Raw genomic sequence first — 20479 nt, forward strand, 5'->3', positions numbered from 1 at the left:
GCGGCCATTTCATTTGCGGATGCCGATCCGGCTCGGCGGCGGCGGGCCGGGGCCTCGCCGCAAGACGTGCATCATTCGTCGCCGGCGTCGTCCGACATGAACGCGCGCATGAACACGAGCGCGCCGAAGCCCCACACAGCGTTCGCCGCGAAACCGGCCGCGAGCACTGGCATCATGTTGCCCGACGGCCAGATCCCGCGCAGCGGATCGATCGCGAACACGCGGGCGGCCGTTAGCACGATGCCGCCGAACACCAGCGCGCCGATCCACGGCGCTTCGCGGTCAGGCGACACGCGCAGCAGCCACGCCATCGGGATCGCACAGCACGCACTGATCAGCGCGTTCGCGACAAATTCAGGAATGCCGAGCGGCGCGAACGGTTGCGTGGAGAACCCGGCGGCGGCGATCAGGTCGGCCGTGTGCAGGAGCGCGAGTGTCGCTTCGCGAAAGAAGAGGGCGGCCAGGAAGCCGGACAGGAACGGCAGGATGACTTTCTGCATCGATGAGTGCATTGCAGGCGCGGCCGGCCGGGGCTGTCCGCGCGAAGTTGTTCGGATAGGTGCGTCATTATAGGGCCCGGCCGACGCGATATTCGCTGGAGCGTCGTGCTAATCACGAAAGCGGAAAACCTAAGCTCAAAAAAATCGTTCCAAAGCCCTGCACCGATCCATAGACTGATTTCCCAGAAACAGCCGTGCAATCGCGTACTCGCCCGCGGCACGGCCTGACCGGCGAGCCATCCCGATTCGAACGCACACCATGCATGCGTCGCTCATTCGCGACGCGAGCAGGGCCTCGTTTTATCCAAATTCCGGCAAGGACAGTCAAGCAGGAGCAGCAGATGAATGTTTTCTGGTTTATTCCCACGCACGGCGACAGCCGTTACCTCGGCACCGCCGAAGGCGCGCGCGCCGCGGATTACGATTACTTCAAGCAGATCGCCGTCGCGGCCGACACGCTCGGCTATGAAGGCGTGCTGCTGCCGACCGGCCGTTCCTGCGAGGATGCGTGGGTCGTCGCGTCGAGCCTGATTCCGGCGACGCAGCGTCTGAAATTCCTGGTCGCCGTGCGTCCCGGCATCGCATCGCCCGGCCTTGCGGCGCGGATGGCCGCGACGTTCGATCGTCTGTCGGGTGGCCGCCTGCTGATCAACGTCGTGACGGGCGGCGATGCCGCCGAGCTCGAAGGCGACGGACTGTTCGCCGATCACGATACGCGCTACGAAATCACCGACGACTTCCTGAACATCTGGCGCGGGCTGCTGTCCGCATCGCACGACAACGGCGGGTTCGACTACATCGGCAAGCATCTTCAGTCGAAGGGCGGCAAGGCGCTGTATCCACCCGTGCAGCACCCGCATCCGCCGTTGTGGTTCGGCGGATCGTCGCCGGCCGCGCACGCGATCGCCGCGGATCACATCGACACCTATCTGACCTGGGGCGAGCCGCCCGAGGCCGTCGCGAAGAAGATCGCCGACATCCGTGCCCGCGCCGAGGCGCGCGGCCGCAAGATCAAGTTCGGCATCCGCCTGCACGTGATCGTGCGCGAGACCGAGGACGAAGCGTGGCGCGATGCCGAGCGCCTGATCAGCCGTCTCGACGACGAGACGATCGCCCGCGCGCAGAAGGCATTCGCGAACATGGATTCGGAAGGCCAGCGCCGGATGGCCGCGCTGCACGGCGGCAAGCGCGGTGGCCGCGAGGCCCTCGAGGTGTATCCGAACCTGTGGGCCGGTGTCGGTCTCGTGCGCGGCGGCGCGGGTACCGCGCTCGTCGGCAACCCCGAGCAGATCGCGGAACGCATGCGCGAATACGCGGATCTCGGCATCGAGACGTTCATCCTGTCCGGCTATCCGCACCTCGAGGAGTCGTACCGTTTCGCCGAGCTCGTGTTCCCGCTGATCAAGGGCAGCGGTGCGGCGCGGCCGTCCGGCCCGCTGTCGGGGCCGTTCGGCGAGATCGTCGGCAACAACTACCTGCCGAAGGCGAGCCAGAGCTGAACGAAGGAGGCCTGCGATGACAACGAAAACGTCGACGACGGGCGCCGCCGTGGCCGCCCGCGCCTGGCGCGGCATCGCGCCGTGGCTCGTGCCGCTCGCGCTGCTGGCCGCATGGGAGGTCGGCGCGCGCGTCGGCTGGCTGTCGACCCGCGTGCTGCCCGAGCCGGTGGCGGTCGTGCGTGCCGCGTGGTCGCTCGTGACGTCGGGCGAGATGTGGGCGAACGTGAAGGTCAGCACTTGGCGCGCGCTGTTCGGTTTCGCGATTGGTGGCGGCGTCGGCCTGGCGCTCGGGCTCGCGACCGGTCTGTCGAAAGCGGCGGAGGTCGCGCTCGATTCGACGATCCAGATGATCCGCAACATTCCCGCGCTCGCGATGATTCCGCTCGTGATCCTGTGGTTCGGCATCGACGAGAAGGCGAAGCTGTTCCTCGTCGCGCTCGGCGTGTTCTTTCCGGTCTACATCAACACGTATCACGGGATCCGCTCGGTCGACGCGAACCTGATCGAGATGGCGAAGAGCTACGGCGTGCGCGGCTTCGCGCTGTATCGCGACGTGATCCTGCCCGGCGCATTGCCGTCGATTCTCGTCGGCGTGCGCTTCGCGCTCGGGCTGATGTGGGTGATGCTGATCGTCGCGGAAACGATTTCCGCGCAGTCGGGTATCGGCTACATGACGATGAACGCGCGCGAATTCCTGCAAACCGATGTGGTGGTGGTCGGCATCCTGCTGTATGCGGTGCTCGGCAAGCTGGCCGACGTGCTGGCGAAATGGATCGAGCGCGTGACGCTGCGTTGGCATCCCGCTTATCAATCGGGAGCAAACGCATGAATGCGACGACTTCGGCGGCCGCCTACGGCCCGCTCGCCGGCGCAGACCTCGAGGCCGAACTTGCGCAGGCGCGCGTGACGGACGACGACGCACGGGATGCGGCGATCGTCGATCGGGACGGCGGTGCGTCCGTCGTTCCGCTTGCACGGCGGCGCACGGGCAGCCCGGCACAGGACGACGCGGTGACGCTGTCGGGTGTCGGCAAGCGCTACGGCACGCGCACCGTGCTCGACAACGTCGAACTCGGCATCGCGCGCGGCAGCTTCGTCGCGATCGTCGGCCGCAGCGGCTGCGGGAAATCCACGCTGCTGCGTCTGGTCGCCGGACTCGAAGCGCCAAGCAACGGGGCGCTCGTGACGCGCGGCGAGGGGGGCGGCACGCTCGACACGCGGATCATGTATCAGGATGCGCGATTGCTGCCGTGGAAGACCGTGCTGCAGAACGTGATGCTGGGCCTGGGTCGCGGGGCACGCGATCAGGCGCGTGCGGTCCTCGATGAAGTCGGGCTGCTCGAGCGCGCGAACGACTGGCCCGCGCAGCTGTCGGGCGGCCAGCGGCAGCGCGTCGCGCTCGCCCGTGCGCTCGTGCACCGGCCGCAACTGCTGCTGCTCGACGAGCCGCTCGGCGCGCTCGACGCGCTGACCCGCATCGAGATGCATGCGCTGATCGAGCGGTTGTGGCGCGAGCATCGGTTCACCGCGCTGCTCGTCACACACGACGTGCAGGAGGCCGTCGCGCTCGGCGACCGGATCCTGCTGATCGAGCAAGGGCGCGTCGCCCTCGATCAGTCCGTGCCGCTCGACCGGCCGCGTGCGCGCGCGTCGGCCGCGTTCGCGGCGCTGGAAGATCGCGTGCTGAAACGCGTGCTCGCCGGCCGCCCGAGCGGGGGCGATCAGGGCGCGGCGCCTGAAGTCGATGATGTACGACCGGTCGGGCAGATTCGCTGGGCCGTTTAAATCCGGGCGGCGCCGGCCGCCCGTTCTCAGACTTTTTTCTTCGGAGCGATCAACCCGATGAGCATCACTGCAATCAACGTACGCAACCAGTTCAAAGGCAAGGTGAAGGAGATCATTCGCGGGCCCGTGGTGTCCGAGGTCGACGTCGAGACGCCGTTCGGCATCGTCACGTCGGTGATCACGACTCGCTCGGTCGACGAACTCGAGCTGAAGGTCGGCGCGGAAGTCGTCGCGCTCGTGAAATCCACCGAAGTGTCGATCGCGCGCCTCTGAACGTGTTTTCGGTGCCGGCGCCGCGGACGGGCCGCCTGGTCGTCCGTGGCGCCCGGCTTTATTGTCGAGCGTTTGCCTCCGTATTCGGCGTCCGGACGAAGTGCTAGGATGGAGCGACACCGACGCCGGAGGCCAACGCATGACCCCCATCCTTTCTCCCGAAGCCATCGAGGCGCTGAAGTGGATCGACCAGTTCGGCGACAGCCGGCCGGTCCCCGCCGCGTTCGACGATGTCGTCTATGCGTTGCTGAACGAAGGGTTGATCTACCAGGCGGCAGCCGACCGTGTCGACCTGACCGCCGACGGCAAATCCATCTTGTCTAACGAATGCGATTGAGCGCACGGCACCGGCCGCCGAGGCGGCCGGGCGCTGCGTCGCCACGGAGCGAGCGATGGAACCGAGAGGCAGCGATCTCGGCGATTTCAGCGAGCCGTACCGCGGCTACGAGATCGAGGTGAAGACCGAGCAGGTGTGGGACGGCGAGCATGCGCACTACCGCGTGCTGCAGGGCGCGGCCGTGCGGATCGATTGGCGGCTCGTGAAAGTCGACGGGATTCTGCTGACCGAACGGCGCGTGATCGAGCGCGTACTCGACGAGGCGCGGCGGGCCGTCGACGCCGAACTGGGTGAGGGTGGGCCGGTCTAGTCAGGCTGCCGGGCCGGCCTGGTCGCGTTGCGGTAAAATGTTCGGTTGTTTCCCGCTCCGCTTGCTGCCCCGAATTCCATGTCCGCACCGTCCTCGCTTCCTCCCCGCCGCGTTTCCGTGGCGCCCATGCTCGACTGGACTGACCGTCATTGCCGGTCGTTCCATCGCACGCTGACGCGCGACACGTGGCTTTATACGGAAATGATCACGACGGGCGCGTTGCTGTTCGGCGACGCCCAGCGGCATCTCGCGTTCACGCCGAACGAATCGCCGGTCGCGTTGCAACTGGGCGGCAGCGAACGGGACGATCTCGCGCGCGCCGCGAAACTCGGCGAGCAATGGGGCTATGACGAGATCAACCTGAATTGCGGCTGTCCGTCCGAGCGCGTGCAGCGCGGTGCGTTCGGCGCGTGCCTGATGAACGAGCCGCAGCTCGTCGCCGACTGCGTGAAGGCGATGCGCGATGCGGTCTCGGTGCCGGTCACGGTCAAGCACCGGATCGGGGTCGACGCGGTCGAGGACTATGCGTTCGTGCGGGACTTCGTCGGCAAGGTGGCGGAGGCGGGCTGCGAGACATTCGTGGTGCACGCGCGCAATGCAATCCTGAAGGGGTTGTCGCCGAAGGAGAACCGCGAGATACCGCCGCTCAAGTATGACTATGCGTATCAGCTGAAGCGCGATTTCCCGTCGCTGGAGATCGTGATCAACGGCGGGATCAAGACGCTCGACGAAGTCGCGCAGCATCTCGAGCATGTGGACGGCGTGATGCTCGGTCGCGAGGCTTATCACAACCCGTATGTGCTCGCGGGCGTCGATGCGCGCTTCTATGGGTCGACCGCCGCGGTATCGACGCGCGAAGAGGCCGAGGCGAAACTGATTGAATACTGCGCGGCGGAACTGAAGCGCGGCACGTATCTCGGCGCTATCGTCCGGCACGCCCTCGGGCTGTATCGCGGTGTCGCGGGTGCGCGCGGCTGGCGTCGCGTGCTGTCGGACAACAAGAAGCTCGCGCGTGGCGATCTGGCCGTGTTCGACGAGGCGCGTACGCATCTGAACGACGCTCTCGAAAATTTTGAAAAAAATGCTTTGCAAGACGGAAAAGTCTTCGTATAATCTTGTTCTTCGCTGCTGAACACGAAACGAAACAGCGAAGAAACAAAGCAGTATCAGTGGTGGCTGTAGCTCAGTTGGTAGAGTCCAGGATTGTGATTCCTGTCGTCGTGGGTTCGAGTCCCATCAGCCACCCCAAAATTCTCAAACAAAACAGGCGCTTCGGCGCCTGTTTTGTTTTGCGCGGAAAACTTGAAGCAATAGCGTTAATTCGGGCCGCGTCATTTCCAGAGCATTCTGCTCGCAATCAATCCATCCATTTCGTCCAGGTCGATCGGCGTAGTCTCGATACTGCGATCGAGCGACTAGTCACGCCATTCGCGCAACGCCAAGCAATCAACGTTGCATCTGCTTGCGAGCCTGCACAGCAAAGCGACGGCCTTGTCACGTCCGCCGATTTGCAAATTGGCGGAATAAGCCAGCGACTTGGCGTGAACCGCCAATGCTTAACATGCTTTCATTCGTGTAATGTAATGACTTCCTCGTGCCCTCAGCTTTGCAGGGCCGTTCGGTCCCGATGAGCCGGAAGGCGTCGGGACATTTTTTTGCCGGCGGCGCTGATGCTCGACGGCGACGTCCGCGCGATCGGTTTCTACGAGCACAACGGCTGGCGACTGGCGGCCGTCGAAAGCCGCTTCATCGGTCGCACGGAGGTCACCGACCGGATCTACGTGATCGAGGTCCAGCAACTCGTCGGCACCGAATCCAAAGGCCATACGCTGCACGACCCGTTCCGGAGAAGATGAAGCGGCGCGTCCGTCACTCGCCGCAATACCGCACGAGCAAATCCGCCTCCGTTTCATGCACCTCGACAGGCAGGCTCGTCGCCCCTGCATACGCCAGATAGCGCGCGCGATGCTGACCGTTCCGGAACGACGCGATGCCGACTTTCGACAGGCCTGGAATGCCGAGCAGCGTCCGCGTTCTCGTCTCGCGAAACGTGATGAAGGGCATGTCGGGAATCCGGGCTGCGGCCGGGTCGAGGAAATCGCGGATGCCGGCGGCCTTGCCGGGCGCCCAGTACTGAACCGGCGGCAGCACATAGTCGGTCGTGTCGCGATCGGCGCACGCGAGCAGTTTCGTCAGGTCGACCGTCACGACGCGATGCCGCGAGTCGTCGGATGCGAATACCCGCTTGAGATGCGTATAGGCATAGGCGGCATGTCCCGGAAGCTGGATGATCCACACTTCGACGCCGTCATGTTGTGCCCGAGCGAGTGTCATTGTTTCCTTGGGTGGGCAAGCGATTTTTGTGGCCGGAGTGTAGCAGCGCGGCCGCGGCTACGGAGCCGGCAGATACCCGGAATCGACGGCGCGGAATCGTCCGCGAAAGAACGCGGCGCGAATCGGTTTCGGAGCGGGTACTGGACGGGCACTGGCCATGCATTTTCAATCGAGATCGACAGCTTGCGAGAATATCGCGATACTGCGAATCGGAATGACACGCGGTCCGGAATTCATACAAGATTCACGCAGCGCGTGACGCCGGACCGGCAAGTTGCATCATAAGAACCGAGAGGGCTGATTGGCCGGAGAAAATCATGTCGCCGGAACTTGAGATCGAATATCTCGATTACCGCTTCACCGCGACACTCGAAACCCGGGAAACGGGGCGGGTCGCCGCGGCCGACTGGCAACTGGATTCCGTTTCGCGAAGCAAGACGTTCGCGTGGGCCGTGTTCGACCGTTTTCTGAAGCGTAATGACTTCGCCGACGAGGATGACGCGCGCGCCAATATCGTCGACTGGCTGGAGCAGTTGGTCAGCCCGCAGGGCGCGCCGCTCGTCGAAATCACGGCGGCGAAGGCGGCTGCGGCCGGCGCTGTCGGTGCCTCCAGTGCGATCGCCAGCGATGCTTCCGCCGCGGAAATCGTCAGTGAGGTCGTCGTTGAAATCGCCAGCGATCTCGACTGGATCGATATGATTGCCGGATGGTTGACGGACGGCCCGGCATAGCGTCGGGTTCGCACCGTTCCGAAGCGCGCAATTTCGATCGTGAATCGTCGTTTCACGAAAATCCGGAAAGAAAGGCGCTGATTCAACGAAAAAATGGAATCACGCCGCTTTGACAGTGCAAGCGAGATACCGGTGACTGACGCGCGATTAAAAATCATCGATATAAATCAAAAAATCCGGATTCGAAACATGAACGGAAGAACGCTCTGACTGCCGGCGCGATCGTTGCTGCGGTCAGCGTGACAGGCTGTACCGCGATGCTGTTCGAAGATGGCCGATTCGGAGAGACGGTCGATCGATTCCTCGTCGACCAGGATGCCAAGAGTCCGATGGCGTGATGATGATCGGGGCCGTCGTTCTGGTTCCCGGTGATCGTCGTGGTTGCCGCGCCACTCGCCGGTGTCGCGCGCTCACCGTGACGTGATGCACGCGGCGCCAGGTACGCGGGCTTTGCGGTTGAAAGGGTGAGTTGCCGCACAGACGGTTGCATGGGCCACGATCACAATCTGGCCGGTTGACCGTTCTACCCCGGCCCGGTCAACCATTTCCCCGCTCGCTCGCGCAGGAGCGGGGGCTTTTTGCACGCACGGCGCATGCAAGCCGCGTCGGCGGAACCGGACAGGCGTTCGGCAGGGGGCGTTTCACGGGCGCCCCGGCATCCGTTCGCCTGATCCACATGAATCGCTTTCCTCGTAGCTGGGCGATTGCCTGGGCCCCTCGCCGGTTGCGGCTGGCGGCCTTGGTCCCGGCGGTACGCGGTCGCGCCGCCGGGATGCTTTTGCCCCGAACCCGTCGAGGTCCGACCGCGCGTAACGCGCGTGTCAGCGGGATCAGCCTGCCTGCTCGACGCTGGTTTCCCAACCGTCGTATTCGCCGCCGAGCGAGCGCACCTCGCGATTGATCTCGAGTGTATGGTTCGTGATGTCGGCCAGCGCCGTCGTTCCTTCGTGCGCGAACCGCACGGCCGATTTGCCGTCCTCGGTCGGCGCGACCGATTCGACCAGATAGCCTTTCGACTCGGCCCAGTCGGCGAACTGGTGCGCGTCGCTCGGTTCCGGGAAGTAGGCCCAGTGCATCACGCGCCGGCTCACGTCGCTCACGTCGCCTTTCTGCCGCAGCGCCTCGAGCACGCGCATGTCGCGCATCAGTCGCCAGTCGTCGTCGGTCGGGTAGAGCGTGCGCCAGTACGTTTCCTTGTCCGGATCGTCCTGATAGGCGTACTGAAGTGCGTAGGTCGTCTGTTCGGCCAGCGAGTCGACGATCTCGGCGGCGGCTGCTTCGTCGAACGGCACGTAGAACAGGAAGTCCTGGTTGCCGTCGACCGTGATGCGGCCGACCTGCACGCCGTTCTTCGCGGTCACTGCGGCGTCCAGCAGATCCTCGATCTTCGTGAGATCGGCGAACTCGTCACCGCTCGGCAGGCCGTCGGGCGTCGGATGTGCAAGCGTGACACGCACGTTGAGCAGCGAAGTGCGCGGGTCGTTTTCGGCGATTTCCGCAAAGCCGTGATTGAAGCTGATGAAGGCCTGATGGTCGCCCATTCTGGCAGGGAAGGTTCCCCAGGCGTCGGTCATGTGTTTCTCCCGTGCACGATTGTCTGTTGACGGTTGCAAAGCGTCCCAATGTATCATCGAAAATCGCGTTGGCCGAAGCCGCGTGCCTGGGTGATCGCGCGTCCGGCTGGCCCGGTGGCGGTTAGCATTCGCGTGCTGTCGCGCCATCGCCGGCTTCCATCGTCGGGCGCTCGTCCGGCCGCAACCGTTTCGAAGGAGATTCCGATGTCGATGTTCGCGGTGAATGGTGTCCGAATCGATGTGCTCAGTGCGCGTGTGACGCACGTTCGCTGGGCAGCCGTCAATCCGACGGACCGGTCTTGGGCGGCGACGCCGAGCGAGGCGTCGGTGGCGGAAGTGGCACGCGCGCTTGCGGCCGGCAACGACGTTCGCGCCGTCTTCGACGAAGTGGATGGGACGGCGGTGGGGCCGAGGCTGAAGCGCGTGCTGTATCGCGACGCGTCGGAAGGAATCGAACTGGACATCGATGCGACGAGCGAGGCGCGTACACTGCGTGACCTTCCGCAGATCTGAGCCGCGACCGGCGCGTGTTCCCGCGAGCCGATCACGAACGAATCATGCTGTCGCGTACGCATCCATGCCCGGATGCACCATCGCCCCGTGGGCGGCTGCGCTCTGTCTGATGCTCGCGGCCTGTCAGGCCGAAACCGCGCAGCCGTCCGTGCGGCCGTCGCCCGAGACGGCATCGGCTGCGGTTCCGGCATCGTCGCCGGCGGCGCCGATTCATGGGATCGGCCTCGCGTCGCACCTCGCCGGGCAGCGCCACCGGGCGGTCGATCAGTGCACGTCCGACGGCGCGGTCAGGGTGTGCAATCGACGGGGGTAGCCGACGCGATGAACGAAACAAGCGAAACGAACGATTCCGTCTGGCATGTCGATCCGGTTGCGGGAACGTTGACCGGCGCGTTGCCGGTGGTACTGTCGGTCGACAGCAGCAGTTTCAGGCGCAAGGCGATCGTCTGCGCGGTGCTGGCCGGGTTGGTCGCGTTCGGGTACGCGGCCGACCGGACGCTCTGGCCGGTGGCGGCACTGGCCGCGTTGCTCGCGCTCATCAGCGGCGGCTTCTTCTTCGTGTCGCGTCGCGAGATGGCGCTGCATATCGACGAAACCGGCTTCCGGCTGATCGGTTCCGTGCGCGAAAAGCCGGTCACGCCATGGCGCGACGTGACCGAGTTCGGGATCGTCAGCGTCGCGGGCAACCGTGACATCGGCTACCAGTTCTCGGCGCACTCGCCGCGCACCAAGGTGCCCGGCGGCGTGATGCTGCCGATCAACCGGTTCGCCGGCCTGCCGCTCGACGCGGTGGCCGTGTTGCTCGAAACGTGCCGCCGGCAGTTCGGCATGGCGGACGATCCCGTCGGCCGAACGGATTGATTCGGCATGCCGCGCGCGACCTGGCCGGCCTGTCGCGAACGAACACAAAAAATGTCGCCACGCGTGTCGATTTCCGTCGAGCCCGTCCGTCGTAGCATCGGAGGCGTGCGCATCGTGCGTCCGTCCCGATTTCCGACACGACAACCGACTGAAGGAGCGACACCCATGGCAACGTCCGTCAATCCGATCCCGGAAGGGATGCGCACGCTGACGCCGCATCTGATCTGCGCCGGCGCAGCCGCAGCCATCGACTTCTACAAGCGTGCGTTCAACGCAACCGAACGGTTCCGCCTGCCGGCCCCGGACGGCCGGCTTGCGCACGCGTGCCTCGCAATCGGCGATTCGACGCTGATGCTCGTGGATGAAATGCCGGAACACGGCGCACTCGGGCCGAAGACGCTGAAAGGCACGCCGGTCTGCCTGCACCTGTTCGTGCAGGACACCGATGCGGCGATCGCGCAGGCCGTCGCGGCCGGCGCGACGGTCACGATGCCGGCCGCCGACATGTTCTGGGGCGATCGCTATGGACAGGTGGAGGATCCGTTCGGCCATCGCTGGTCGATCGCGACCCACCAGTGCGATCTGACGCCCGATCAGATCGCGGAAGCGATGGCGAGCGCGCCGCCGTGCGGAGGCTGACCAAGCCGAGCGCATCGGACTGAACGCGGCTGCACGTATCGGCGCGCGGTTCGTCCGCGCTCAGGCGCCGGCGGCCTTGCCGCGCCGCTTGTCCTCGTACATGCGCCGATCAGCCGATTCAAGCAGGTCGGCCACCGCGCGATGTCGCGCGGGATCGTATGCGACGTGGCCGACACTGAACCGGATCGCATAGCCGCGTGCGTCGGCCGCGTTACGCCGATCGAGCGCCAGCGTGACGCGCTCGATCGGCTCGCCGACGTCGGCCGCGTCGGTAGCGCTCAGCAGCACGACGAATTCGTCGCCGCCGAGTCGGGCGATCACGTCGCTGTCGCGTAGCGCGCCGGTCAGCGTGTCCGCGAAAGCCTTGAGCGCGCGGTCGCCTTCGGCGTGGCCGAAGCGGTCGTTGATCGCCTTGAAGCCGTTCAGGTCGAAAAACAGCAGTACCGCGTGCCGGCCCATGCGCTCGCACAGGCTCAGCACGTGGCGCGCGAGAATCTCGAAGCCGCGCCGGTTCGTCAGTTGGGTCAGCTCGTCGGTTGTTGCGAGATGCAGCGCCGCGATTTCGCGTTCGGTCATGTGCGCGAGATCGCCGAGCAGCGCGAGTTCGTCGGCGGAGAGTTCGCGCGGCCGCGTGTCGATCAGGCACAGGGTGCCGACGGGTGCGCCGTTCGGCGCGGCGAGCGGCCGGCCCGCGTAGAAGCGGATGCCGGGCTGGCCGGTGACGAGCGGATTGTCGTGGAAGCGATCGTCGTTGCGCGCGTCCTGGATCACCATCGTATCGTTCGCGAGCAGCGCATGCGCGCAGAACGATACGTCGCGCGAAGTCTGCGTGGCGTCGAGACCCGGATGGCTCTTGAACCACTGGCGATTCTCGTCGACGAGGCTGACGAGTGCGATCGGGACGTCGAACAGCCGGCGCGCGAGGCGCGTGAGACGGTCAAACCGTTCTTCCGGCGGGGTGTCGAGGATCGACAGTGAATGAAGCGTCTCGAGCCGGGCCGCCTCGTCGACCGGTTTGGAAGCAATCTGCATGGGTCTTTGTCTCTGGTCCCGGCTGTGGAGCCGGTCATCGATCGGTTGTTGCGCGGCGCTTGTGCAAGCCGGACGGCACGCTCCTGTCGAGGCTGCTGCGCTAGACGAGCGTACGTCGAACAGTATCGCGCATTCTCCATTGCGCTGCCACGATGGATCGTGCGGGCTTGCCATGTCGATACGATGCGAACGCTTCACGTGTCGTGCGTTGCTGCCGCACATGCAATTTGATGTCCGGTGCCTCAAGCTGTTCGACGCGATGCCGTAAACAGGGCGAGATCAATCGTTCATCTATCGCACCATGGTTCGAATTCTGTACGCGGGGTATCTCGCGTTGGCGCTGTATCTGCTCTATCCGATGGTTCAGAACACGCTGACCGTCAGTGCGGACTGCGTACTCGGCGCGCTGCCTGACGGTACGCGCGATCGACCGAAGCCTTCGGCAAGCGATGCGCGTGCGCATGCGAGCCGGTGTGTCGCGACCACGCAGATCACGGAGCGATCGCCCGAGATCCACTGATTTCGACTGATGCCACCGATCGCGGCGCCGTCACGCCCGGTGTGCAGGCCATTCGGCCAGGTTGATCGGCACGTCATGTGCGCCGATCATTGACGACATCACGGCGCGAATGCATGCAACGACGCGTGTCGGCGGCGCCGCATGCGAACGGCGCTTGCGATCGCGTGCGGACGAAGCGTCAGTACGACGAGCGGTACGGGGTGCCCTGGTCGAAGCGGCTTTGCCAATGCGCAAGGTAGCGCGACGCGAGTTGCGCATTGTTCCAGACCACGACGACGTTTTCGGAGTTGCGGCTGGCCGCCGAAGCACTGTAATTGAACGAGCCGGTCTCGACATGCTCGGCATCGATCACGAGGTACTTGTCGTGGTGGATCGCATAGGCGTCGATCGTGCGCGTCGGAATGCCCGCGTTGACGAGCAGGTTCAGCGCCTGCTTGCTGCTCTTCGCGCGATTGCCCTTGTCGTCCACCACGACCGCGACATTCACTCCGCGCCGCTTCGCGGCGAGCAGCGCGCGCGTGACGGGCGGCGACGTGAACGAGTAGGCGGCCACGCGAATCGAGGTGCGCGCGGCGCCGATCGCCTTCAGCACGAGCGCCTCGGCACCGCCATCGGGCGAGAACGCCGATTCGACGACCTGCGTGGCGGGCGCTTCATGGGTCGGGGTCGGCAGCAGTTGCGCAATGAAGTCGATCGCCTGCTGCAGCAGCGATTCGTTGTGCGTCTTGCCGAAGGCGGCGAAGGGTGTGGCGAGCAGGGAAGCGGCGAGGCAGGCGGTGGCGAGGCGTTTGCGCGACAACATCTTGGACAGCGAATGATTTTGAGACAGCGGGCCGTGAGTGTAACGCAGACACGGCGGCGCGGTCACGCCCGGATGCGAATGGAAGGCATGATGCGGCAGCCCGTAGCGGTCGATGCTGTGCGGTTCATCATGCCGTGCGATACCTGCATCGGCTCGGTGGTCGTGCAGGGTGACGGAAGTCGATGATCGGCACGTGCGTGCGCAGACGGTACGGCAAGGTCCCCGCGTGACGGAATGCGCATACGTGCCGGTGCAGGTTCAATGCGCCGTGCGCTCGATGAGATTGGAACGGCAGACAGGGCGCGGCCACACGAATGAATGCGGCTGGGCAGGCGGAAACGCATGCAACACACGCACGCATGATAGCCGCGCCGCGCCGCCACGCGCGCGCAACAGGCGCTTTGCGTGACGCGTCAGGCATCGAGCGGTCCGGCCGCCTCGCGGGCGACCCATCCGGGCCCGGGTTCCGGCTGCACGTCGTGCGCGTCGAGCGGCTCGCCGCACGCCGAGCACACCGCGACCGCCTGCATCAGCTGACCACAGGTGCGATGACGCAATTGCACCGGCGGTCCCTGGCCGTCATCCTTCCAGCGGTCGCCCCAGGTCATCAGCGCGAGCAGGGCCGGGTAGAGGTCGAGGCCTTTTTTCGTCAACCGGTACTCGAAGCGCGGCGGGCGTTCCTGATACGCGCGCTTGACCAGCACGCCTTCGTCGACGAGGCGCGCGAGCCGCTCGGCCAGCACGTGGCGCGTGAGGCCCAGTTGCGTCTGGAATGCATCGAAGCGGCGGCAGCCGAGAAAGGCGTTGCGCAGGATCAGCATGGTCCAGCGATCGCCGAGCACGGCGAGCGTGCGCGCGACCGAACAGTTCAGCGTACCGATGTCATCCCATTTCATGATCGAGTCTCGTGCGACAGTTCAGCGGAGAAGCGGGTTCGATTATAGAACTTACCTTCGGTTGCAGCGGGCGTCGGCTGCGTTGACAAGCCCGGCGCGGTTGTCAATAATTAGTTCCAATTTAGAACTTACTAGCGCGGCGACGCACCTTCAACCCGGAGACAACCTGATGAATCCGCTTTCCCTGTCCGGTCTCGATCTGCTGCGTGCCGCGGCGGCCGGCGACGCGCCGCTCGCGTCGATTTCCGAAACGATTCCGATGCGTCCGCTGGGCGTTGAGCTCGGCTATGTGAAGTTTTCGGCGCGTGCGGACGGCCGGCACCTGAATCCGCTCGGCGGCGTGCACGGCGGGTTCGCCGCGACGGTGCTCGACTCGGTCACGGGCTGCGCGGTGCACTCGATGCTCGATGCGGGCGTCGGCTACGGCACGGTCGACCTGCACGTGAAGATGCTGCGTCCCGTGCCGCGAGACGTCGACCTGATCGCGGAAGGGCGCGTGATTCACCTGTCGCGTTCGCTCGGCGTCGCCGAAGGCACGCTGAAGACGCCGGACGACAAGATCGTCGCGCACGCATCGGCGACCTGCTTCATTCAGCGGCCGCAATGACGGAGGGCGTGGCGTCATCACGTCGGCTCGGCCATCCACCGTGGCCCGAACGACGCACACTCGCACGCGGAGCCGGCGTACCTGCACGAGCGAGTGCCGCGCACATTGAAGGCCGCCTGTAAGCGCACGCATAGGCCATCTGAGGCGTTCGCTTGAATGTGATAGCGTTTCTGCTTTCCACTGACGCCACAGGAACAGCATGGAATACCGCACACTCGGCGACTCGGGCATCGAGGTCAGCCTGATCGGTCTCGGCACGATGACGTGGGGCGAGCAGAATTCGGAGCGCGACGCCCACGAGCAGATCGATTACGCGCTCGGGCAGGGCGTCACGCTGATCGACGCTGCGGAGATGTACCCGGTGCCGCCGAAGCCCGATACCCAGGGCCGCACGGAGCAGTACATCGGTACCTGGCTCGCGCAGCATCGTGCGCAGCGCGACCGGATCGTGCTCGCGACGAAGATCGCCGGACCGGCACGGCAGCCGCACAATCCGCGCCATATTCGCGGCGAAGGCAACCAGTTCGATCGCAAGAACCTGACCGAGGCGCTCGACGGCAGCCTCAAGCGCCTGCAGACCGATTATGTCGACCTGTACCAGCTGCACTGGCCCGATCGCAGCACGACGACGTTCGGCCGCCCCGTGTATCCGTGGGTCGACGATGCGTATACGGTGCCGATCGAGGAAACGCTGGGCGTGCTCGCGGAATTCGTGAAGGCCGGCAAGGTCCGCGCGATCGGCGTGTCGAACGAAACGCCGTGGGGCGTCGCGCAGTTCCTGCGCGCGGCCGAGAAGCTCGGGCTGCCGCGCATCGCGAGCATCCAGAATCCGTACAGCCTGCTGAACCGCACGTTCGAGAACGGCCTGTCCGAATTCACGCATCGCGACGGCGTGGGCCTGCTCGCCTATTCGCCGCTCGCGTTCGGCTGGCTGTCGGGCAAGTACGAGAACGGCGCGCGTCCGGCTGGCGCGCGCATCACGCTGTTCGAGCGCTTCCAGCGTTACAGCAAGCCGCAGGCCGTTGAAGCGACGTCGCGCTACGTCGCGCTCGCGAAGCGCCACGGGCTGTCGCCCGCGCAGTTCGCGCTGGCGTTCGTCAACAGCCGGCCGTTCGTGCGCAGCAACCTGGTCGGCGCGACGTCGCTCGCGCAACTGAAGGAGAACATCGGCAGCATCGACGTGAAGCTGTCCGGCGAGATCCTCGCCGAGATCGACGCGCTGCACGAACGGCAGCCGAACCCCGCGCCGTAAACGGCGAGCGGCCCGCGCGGCATGGGTGCCGCGACGGGCCGCGTCCGGCGCGCATGGTCGCGCCGTCGTTTCCTGCATGAGCGCGGTCAGCGCATCCCGAGCCGCGTGCGCGCGACCAACAGTGCGATGAGACTCAACACCGCGCAACCCATCAGGTACAGCGCCGGCGACAGCCGGTTGCCCGTCGCGCTGATCAGCCAGGTGATCACGAACGGCGCGAAGCCGCCGAACAGCGTGACACCGGTGTTGTAGCTGACGGCGAGACCAGTCGCGCGGGTCTGCGACGGAAACAGCTCGGCCATCAGCGCCGGCAGCGCGCCGCAGTACGTCGCTTTCAGCAGCCCGATCCAGACCAGCGCGGCGAGCATCGTCGCGAACGACGCGTGATGCGTGAGCCATGCGAACGTCGGCCAGACGGTGGCGAGCATCAGCACGGCGGCCGCCGCCATCACGCGAATCCGTCCGGTGCGATCGGACAGATGGCCCACGAGCGGCGTGACGAGCGTCAGCACGAAGCCGGTCGCGAGCGTCGCCGCGAAGCCCGTCGATGCCGGCAGCCCGAGCTGCTTGATCGCATACGTCGGCATGTACAGCACCATGTAGTTGATCGCGGTCGAGATCACGAGCACGCCGATCGACAGCAGCACGCGCATCTTCTGGTCCGCGAACAGCTCGCGCACGGGCGCTTCGGAGCGCGCCTGCGTCTTGAACTCGATCCCCTCGTCGACGTAGCGCCGGATGTAGAGCCCGACCGGGCCGATCGCGAGGCCGAACAGGAACGGCACGCGCCAGCCCCAGCTTTCGAGTTGCGCGGTGCTCAGCGTCGACGTCAGCAGCGCGCCGAAGCCCGAGGCGAGTAGCGTCGCGAGCCCCTGGCTCGCGAACTGCCAGCTCGACATGAAGCCGCGCCGCTGCGGCGCGTGTTCGACGAGGAATGCGGTCGAGCTCGCGAATTCGCCGCCGGCGGAAAAGCCCTGCATGAGCCGCGACAGCATGATCCCGAGCGGCGCGAGGATGCCGATCGACGCATAGGTCGGCATCAGCGCGATCAGCAGCGTGCCGACCATCATCATCCCGATCGACAGCAGCAGCGACGCCTTGCGCCCCGCGCGGTCGGCGTAGGCGCCGAGCACGAAGCCGCCGATCGGCCGGATCAGATAGGACAGCCCGAACGTGCCGAGCGTGAGCAGCAGCGACGTCGCCTCGCTGGTCGTGGGGAAGAACAGCTTGGCGATCGTCACCGCGAAAAAGCCGTAGACGATCAGGTCGAACCATTCGAGCGCATTGCCGATCGACGCGGCGAAGATGATGCGCCGGATCTTCGCGGCGCTGGGTCGCGCGGCGTCCTGCGAGGTCAGGGTGGTCGTATTCATCGTGTGAGCAGGTCCCGAGAAAGGGGGGCGAAGCGCGTTACAGGGCGGCGCCGGCCGCGGCGGGTGCCGCGCGGCGAATGGGCGGCGCGGCCTCGCCGAGATCCCAGAAGAGGCCGGCCATCAGCTGCAGTCCTTCGCGCACGACGCTCGCGAGCAGGTGCTCGTCGGGCGCGTGCTGCGAGCACGCCGGATACGAGTGCGGTACCCACAGCGTCGGCAACCCGAGCGTATCGGCGAACACTTCGTTCGGCAGCGTGCCGCCGAGGTTCGGCAGGATCGCGGGCTTCTTGCCGGTCGTGTGCGCGAGCGACGCGACGGCCCAGCGTACCCACGGATCGTCCGGCGACAGGCGCGTCGCGGGTGCGCCGCGTTCGACGTCGATCTCGATGTCGGGGAAGCCGTGCGCATCGAGATGCGCGCGCAGGTGCGCATGCAGCGCCTCCCAGTCGGTGCCGACCACGAAACGCAGCTGGCAGTGCGCATACGCGACGGGCGGAATCGCATTGACCGGATGTTCGGGATTGCCGGCCTTGAACGCGAGGATCTCGAACGTGTTCCAGCCGAACACGCGCTCGGCGGCGGAGAGGCCTGGCTCGCCCCAGTCGGCGTCGAGCGCCGGATCGCCGGGGCCGCCGCCAACAGAGAGGTCGGCGAGCGCGGCGCGCACGGCGGCTGGAATCGGCGGCGGGCGCAGCCCCGCGACGCGGATCGCGCCGCGCGCGTCGACGAGGCTTGCGAGCGCGTTCGCGAGCACGGTCGCCGGGTTGCGCAGCAGGCCGCCCCAGTTGCCCGAGTGATGGCCGCCGTCGCGGGCGCGCAGGCTGAGCTTGAAGTTGACGGCGCCGCGCGAGCCGAGGAACACGGTCGGCCGTTCGGCGGTGACACGCGGCCCGTCGGACGCGATCAGCACGTCGGCCGCGAGCGCGTCGCGCTCCTGGCGGCACAGTGCGTCGAGGCCCGGCGACCCCGTTTCCTCGCCCATCTCGATCAGCAGTTTCGCGTTGAAGCCGAGCCGGCCGTCGCGCGCGTCGAGCACGCTTGCCAGTGCGGCCAGGTTGATCGTGTGCTGGCCCTTGTTGTCGGCGCTGCCGCGGCCGTACCAGCGATCGCCGTCGACGGTCAGCGTCCACGGCGACAGCGGCGCGCGCCATTGCGCGTCGTAGCCGCGCACGACGTCGCCGTGACCATAGATGAGCACGGTCGGAAGCGCGTCGTCCTCGTGTCGCGACGCCAGCAGGAACGGGCCGCCGCCGTCGACGGGGTTCTCGACGATCCGCGACGTGAAACCCAGGCGCGCGGCCTCCGGCGCGATCTCGTCGGTCAGATAGGCGCGCAGCGCGGCGCCCGAGCCGCGGTCCTGGCTCTCGGTGCGCAGGCCGACGCGGCGGCTCAGGGTCGTGAAGAACGCGCCCGATTCGAACTGGGTCAGCGCGTGCTGGATGGCGGCGGTACGGCTCAAGACGGGTCTCCTGTATCGGTTTTCCGGCGGGCGCGGCGCGCACGACCGAGAGTGCGATCGATTCTAGGAAGCCGTTTTTTTTGTCACAATGATCGAATTTCGAACATTTCGTTGCCGAAAAGGCAAAGCGGATCGGCCTGGACGACGGGCTCGGGGACAGAACGATGGCGGCTTTCCTGCATGGTCTTGCGCTGCGGTATTTCGTCGAAGTGGCGCGCACCGGGTCGATCAGTGACGCATCCGCGCGGCTGCACGTGGCCGTCTCGGCGATCAGCCGGCAGATCGCGAAGCTCGAGAGCGAGCTCGGCGCGCCGCTGTTCGAGCGCCGGCCGCGCGGGATGGCGCTGTCGGAGGCCGGCGAGCGGCTGCTGGGCTTCGCGCAGCGCAGCCTGCTGGAGGCCGAGCACGTGATGAAGGAAATCGGCGGGCTGGAGGCGCTGCACGGCAGCCTGCTGAAGGTCGCCTGCTCGGAAGGGTTCGCGATCGATTTCCTGCCGGGCGCGCTCGCGGGTTTCAAGGCGCGCCACCCGGGCGTCGATTTCTCGGTGTGGGTCGTGTCGCCGGCGGAGGCGACGCGGCGCGTGCGCGACGGCGATGCCGACATCGGGCTGACGTTCAGCCTGGCGCCGGAGCAGGGCGTGCGCGTCGAACACACGGAGCGTGCGCCGGTCTTCGCGCTCGTGCGGCTCGATCATCCGCTCGCGGCGCGCGACTCGGTGTCACTCGCCGATGTCGCACGGCACCCGCATGTGCTGCCCGAGGCCGGCACGACGGTGCGCCAGCTGATCGACATCGCATGCGTGCTCGACGGGCTCATGCTCGAGCCGGAGCTGACCAGCAACAACACCGCGGTGATGTACCGCTACGCGCAGCGTACCGGTGCGGTGATGTTCACGGGGCTGCTGTCGGTGCGGGACCGTATCGACGCGGACGGCTTTGTCGTCGTGCCCGTCACGAACCCCCAGCTGCGCGAGCGCAGCATCCAGGTGCAGACCATGGCGGGGCGCGATCTGCCCGCGTCGGTGCGCGCGTTTCGCGACCATCTGATCGACGTGATGAGCGCCGCGTCGCCCCCGCCGGTTGCCGCGCGCGGCCCGAGACGCCCGGGCGTGAGATAATCGCGAATCCGCCTTCCGTGCCCGTGCGGCTCGCCGAGCCGCATCGCCCCTGTTCGACGCCAAA

23 protein-coding genes, 1 tRNA gene and 1 pseudogene are annotated in these 20479 nt (G+C 66.2%); 17 read left to right on the top strand and 8 right to left on the bottom strand.

Annotation, left to right across the window (positions count from 1 at the left end):
• Positions 1-71: 71 nt before the first annotated feature.
• Entirely contained in the window at positions 72-500 is a 429-nt protein-coding gene (locus tag DIE23_RS02745) for a hypothetical protein (protein ID WP_124610686.1), read from the bottom strand.
• 341 nt (positions 501-841) lie between these two features.
• On the opposite strand from DIE23_RS02745, the gene ssuD reads away from it, so the two are divergent.
• From ssuD to DIE23_RS40675, 9 genes and pseudogenes are all read left to right on the top strand, one after another.
• Complete coding sequence (gene ssuD / locus DIE23_RS02750; protein WP_124610687.1) at positions 842-1999, top strand: FMNH2-dependent alkanesulfonate monooxygenase; 1158 nt, start codon at positions 842-844, stop codon at positions 1997-1999.
• Between the two features lie 16 nt (positions 2000-2015).
• Positions 2016-2828: an aliphatic sulfonate ABC transporter permease SsuC gene (ssuC, locus tag DIE23_RS02755; RefSeq protein ID WP_124610688.1), complete on the top strand. Its 813-nt coding sequence runs from the start codon at positions 2016-2018 to the stop codon at positions 2826-2828.
• A complete protein-coding gene (locus DIE23_RS02760) occupies positions 2825-3784 on the top strand; it encodes an ATP-binding cassette domain-containing protein (protein ID WP_124610689.1) in 960 nt (319 codons plus the stop codon). The genes ssuC and DIE23_RS02760 overlap by 4 nt, the downstream gene beginning before the upstream one ends.
• Positions 3785-3841: 57 nt before the next feature.
• Positions 3842-4057 carry a molybdopterin-binding protein gene (locus tag DIE23_RS02765; protein ID WP_006400187.1) on the top strand — a complete coding sequence of 72 codons (216 nt, stop codon included), beginning with the start codon at positions 3842-3844 and terminating at the stop codon, positions 4055-4057.
• A gap of 139 nt (positions 4058-4196) precedes the next feature.
• The gene (locus DIE23_RS02770; RefSeq protein ID WP_124610690.1) at positions 4197-4394 is read left to right on the top strand and encodes a hypothetical protein; all 198 of its coding nucleotides are present in this window, start codon (positions 4197-4199) and stop codon (positions 4392-4394) included.
• A 55-nt stretch (positions 4395-4449) separates the two neighbouring features.
• Complete coding sequence (locus tag DIE23_RS02775) at positions 4450-4704, top strand: hypothetical protein (protein WP_124610691.1); 255 nt, start codon at positions 4450-4452, stop codon at positions 4702-4704.
• A gap of 126 nt (positions 4705-4830) precedes the next feature.
• Positions 4831-5817 carry a tRNA dihydrouridine(20/20a) synthase DusA gene (gene dusA / locus DIE23_RS02780; protein WP_260435942.1) on the top strand — a complete coding sequence of 329 codons (987 nt, stop codon included), beginning with the start codon at positions 4831-4833 and terminating at the stop codon, positions 5815-5817.
• Between the two features lie 59 nt (positions 5818-5876).
• Positions 5877-5952: transfer RNA gene (locus DIE23_RS02785), tRNA-His, on the top strand.
• Between the two features lie 422 nt (positions 5953-6374).
• Positions 6375-6494, top strand: a pseudogene (locus DIE23_RS40675) (GNAT family N-acetyltransferase); the annotation flags it as partial.
• Positions 6495-6573: 79 nt separating this feature from the next.
• On the opposite strand, the gene DIE23_RS02795 reads toward DIE23_RS40675, so the two are convergent.
• Complete coding sequence (locus DIE23_RS02795; RefSeq protein WP_124610693.1) at positions 6574-7038, bottom strand: plasmid fertility inhibition factor family protein; 465 nt, start codon at positions 7036-7038, stop codon at positions 6574-6576.
• A 317-nt stretch (positions 7039-7355) separates the two neighbouring features.
• Here DIE23_RS02795 and DIE23_RS02800 point away from each other — a divergent pair, with 317 nt between their 5' ends.
• On the top strand, positions 7356-7769 hold the full coding sequence (locus DIE23_RS02800; RefSeq protein ID WP_124610694.1) for a hypothetical protein: 414 nt from the start codon (positions 7356-7358) through the stop codon (positions 7767-7769).
• A gap of 830 nt (positions 7770-8599) precedes the next feature.
• Here DIE23_RS02800 and DIE23_RS02805 read toward each other — a convergent pair.
• The gene (locus DIE23_RS02805) at positions 8600-9343 is read right to left on the bottom strand and encodes a DUF695 domain-containing protein (protein WP_124610695.1); all 744 of its coding nucleotides are present in this window, start codon (positions 9341-9343) and stop codon (positions 8600-8602) included.
• Positions 9344-9547: 204 nt separating this feature from the next.
• Between DIE23_RS02805 and DIE23_RS02810 the strand changes: the two genes are divergently transcribed.
• From DIE23_RS02810 to DIE23_RS02825, 3 genes are all read left to right on the top strand, one after another.
• Positions 9548-9856: a phosphatidylserine/phosphatidylglycerophosphate/cardiolipin synthase gene (locus tag DIE23_RS02810; protein ID WP_124610696.1), complete on the top strand. Its 309-nt coding sequence runs from the start codon at positions 9548-9550 to the stop codon at positions 9854-9856.
• A 321-nt stretch (positions 9857-10177) separates the two neighbouring features.
• Positions 10178-10717 (top strand): aspartyl-tRNA synthetase, encoded by a 540-nt coding sequence (locus tag DIE23_RS02820; RefSeq protein WP_124610698.1) that lies wholly within the window; start codon positions 10178-10180, stop codon positions 10715-10717.
• Positions 10718-10882: 165 nt separating this feature from the next.
• On the top strand, positions 10883-11356 hold the full coding sequence (locus DIE23_RS02825; RefSeq protein WP_124610699.1) for a VOC family protein: 474 nt from the start codon (positions 10883-10885) through the stop codon (positions 11354-11356).
• Between the two features lie 60 nt (positions 11357-11416).
• Here the strand turns inward: DIE23_RS02825 and DIE23_RS02830 are convergent, their stop codons facing one another.
• A complete protein-coding gene (locus DIE23_RS02830; protein WP_124610700.1) occupies positions 11417-12388 on the bottom strand; it encodes a diguanylate cyclase in 972 nt (323 codons plus the stop codon).
• A gap of 301 nt (positions 12389-12689) precedes the next feature.
• On the opposite strand from DIE23_RS02830, the gene DIE23_RS02835 reads away from it, so the two are divergent.
• Entirely contained in the window at positions 12690-12908 is a 219-nt protein-coding gene (locus tag DIE23_RS02835; RefSeq protein WP_124610701.1) for a hypothetical protein, read from the top strand.
• A gap of 178 nt (positions 12909-13086) precedes the next feature.
• Here DIE23_RS02835 and DIE23_RS02840 read toward each other — a convergent pair whose 3' ends face one another.
• Together DIE23_RS02840 and DIE23_RS02845 are read right to left on the bottom strand one after the other, a co-directional pair.
• Entirely contained in the window at positions 13087-13710 is a 624-nt protein-coding gene (locus DIE23_RS02840) for a phospholipase D family protein (RefSeq protein WP_409364218.1), read from the bottom strand.
• Between the two features lie 413 nt (positions 13711-14123).
• Positions 14124-14606 carry a helix-turn-helix domain-containing protein gene (locus DIE23_RS02845; protein ID WP_124610703.1) on the bottom strand — a complete coding sequence of 161 codons (483 nt, stop codon included), beginning with the start codon at positions 14604-14606 and terminating at the stop codon, positions 14124-14126.
• Positions 14607-14775: 169 nt separating this feature from the next.
• Here DIE23_RS02845 and DIE23_RS02850 point away from each other — a divergent pair, with 169 nt between their 5' ends.
• Together DIE23_RS02850 and DIE23_RS02855 are read left to right on the top strand one after the other, a co-directional pair.
• Positions 14776-15213 (top strand): PaaI family thioesterase, encoded by a 438-nt coding sequence (locus tag DIE23_RS02850; protein WP_124604768.1) that lies wholly within the window; start codon positions 14776-14778, stop codon positions 15211-15213.
• Positions 15214-15412: 199 nt separating this feature from the next.
• Positions 15413-16465 carry an NADP(H)-dependent aldo-keto reductase gene (locus DIE23_RS02855; protein ID WP_124610704.1) on the top strand — a complete coding sequence of 351 codons (1053 nt, stop codon included), beginning with the start codon at positions 15413-15415 and terminating at the stop codon, positions 16463-16465.
• A gap of 86 nt (positions 16466-16551) precedes the next feature.
• On the opposite strand, the gene DIE23_RS02860 is transcribed toward DIE23_RS02855, so the two are convergent.
• Both DIE23_RS02860 and DIE23_RS02865 read right to left on the bottom strand, forming a co-directional pair.
• Positions 16552-17838, bottom strand: coding sequence for an MFS transporter (locus DIE23_RS02860; RefSeq protein ID WP_124610705.1), 1287 nt, complete (start codon positions 17836-17838; stop codon positions 16552-16554).
• A gap of 37 nt (positions 17839-17875) precedes the next feature.
• Entirely contained in the window at positions 17876-19297 is a 1422-nt protein-coding gene (locus DIE23_RS02865; protein WP_124610706.1) for a M20 family metallopeptidase, read from the bottom strand.
• 164 nt (positions 19298-19461) lie between these two features.
• Here DIE23_RS02865 and DIE23_RS02870 point away from each other — a divergent pair, with 164 nt between their 5' ends.
• A complete protein-coding gene (locus DIE23_RS02870; protein ID WP_124610707.1) occupies positions 19462-20415 on the top strand; it encodes a LysR family transcriptional regulator in 954 nt (317 codons plus the stop codon).
• Positions 20416-20479: the final 64 nt, after the last annotated feature.

It is taken from the genome of Burkholderia sp. Bp9143, from assembly GCF_003853645.1.
GTDB lineage: Bacteria > Pseudomonadota > Gammaproteobacteria > Burkholderiales > Burkholderiaceae > Burkholderia.

Bases quoted from the DNA above. Each gene is read 5' to 3' on its own strand.
- DIE23_RS02840 (WP_409364218.1), bottom strand. From the start codon at position 13,710: ATGTTGTCGCGCAAACGCCTCGCCACCGCCTGCCTCGCCGCTTCCCTG.
- DIE23_RS02770 (WP_124610690.1), top strand. From the start codon at position 4,197: ATGACCCCCATCCTTTCTCCCGAAGCCATCGAGGCGCTGAAGTGGATC.
- DIE23_RS02860 (WP_124610705.1), bottom strand. From the start codon at position 17,838: ATGAATACGACCACCCTGACCTCGCAGGACGCCGCGCGACCCAGCGCC.
- DIE23_RS02775 (WP_124610691.1), top strand. From the start codon at position 4,450: ATGGAACCGAGAGGCAGCGATCTCGGCGATTTCAGCGAGCCGTACCGC.
- DIE23_RS02805 (WP_124610695.1), bottom strand. From the start codon at position 9,343: ATGACCGACGCCTGGGGAACCTTCCCTGCCAGAATGGGCGACCATCAG.
- ssuC (WP_124610688.1), top strand. From the start codon at position 2,016: ATGACAACGAAAACGTCGACGACGGGCGCCGCCGTGGCCGCCCGCGCC.
- DIE23_RS02795 (WP_124610693.1), bottom strand. From the start codon at position 7,038: ATGACACTCGCTCGGGCACAACATGACGGCGTCGAAGTGTGGATCATC.
- DIE23_RS02760 (WP_124610689.1), top strand. From the start codon at position 2,825: ATGAATGCGACGACTTCGGCGGCCGCCTACGGCCCGCTCGCCGGCGCA.
- DIE23_RS02745 (WP_124610686.1), bottom strand. From the start codon at position 500: ATGCAGAAAGTCATCCTGCCGTTCCTGTCCGGCTTCCTGGCCGCCCTC.
- DIE23_RS02855 (WP_124610704.1), top strand. From the start codon at position 15,413: ATGGAATACCGCACACTCGGCGACTCGGGCATCGAGGTCAGCCTGATC.
- dusA (WP_260435942.1), top strand. From the start codon at position 4,831: ATGCTCGACTGGACTGACCGTCATTGCCGGTCGTTCCATCGCACGCTG.
- ssuD (WP_124610687.1), top strand. From the start codon at position 842: ATGAATGTTTTCTGGTTTATTCCCACGCACGGCGACAGCCGTTACCTC.
- DIE23_RS02810 (WP_124610696.1), top strand. From the start codon at position 9,548: ATGTCGATGTTCGCGGTGAATGGTGTCCGAATCGATGTGCTCAGTGCG.
- DIE23_RS02870 (WP_124610707.1), top strand. From the start codon at position 19,462: ATGGCGGCTTTCCTGCATGGTCTTGCGCTGCGGTATTTCGTCGAAGTG.
- DIE23_RS02835 (WP_124610701.1), top strand. From the start codon at position 12,690: ATGGTTCGAATTCTGTACGCGGGGTATCTCGCGTTGGCGCTGTATCTG.
- DIE23_RS02820 (WP_124610698.1), top strand. From the start codon at position 10,178: ATGAACGAAACAAGCGAAACGAACGATTCCGTCTGGCATGTCGATCCG.
- DIE23_RS02845 (WP_124610703.1), bottom strand. From the start codon at position 14,606: ATGAAATGGGATGACATCGGTACGCTGAACTGTTCGGTCGCGCGCACG.
- DIE23_RS02825 (WP_124610699.1), top strand. From the start codon at position 10,883: ATGGCAACGTCCGTCAATCCGATCCCGGAAGGGATGCGCACGCTGACG.
- DIE23_RS02765 (WP_006400187.1), top strand. From the start codon at position 3,842: ATGAGCATCACTGCAATCAACGTACGCAACCAGTTCAAAGGCAAGGTG.
- DIE23_RS02800 (WP_124610694.1), top strand. From the start codon at position 7,356: ATGTCGCCGGAACTTGAGATCGAATATCTCGATTACCGCTTCACCGCG.
- DIE23_RS02830 (WP_124610700.1), bottom strand. From the start codon at position 12,388: ATGCAGATTGCTTCCAAACCGGTCGACGAGGCGGCCCGGCTCGAGACG.
- DIE23_RS02850 (WP_124604768.1), top strand. From the start codon at position 14,776: ATGAATCCGCTTTCCCTGTCCGGTCTCGATCTGCTGCGTGCCGCGGCG.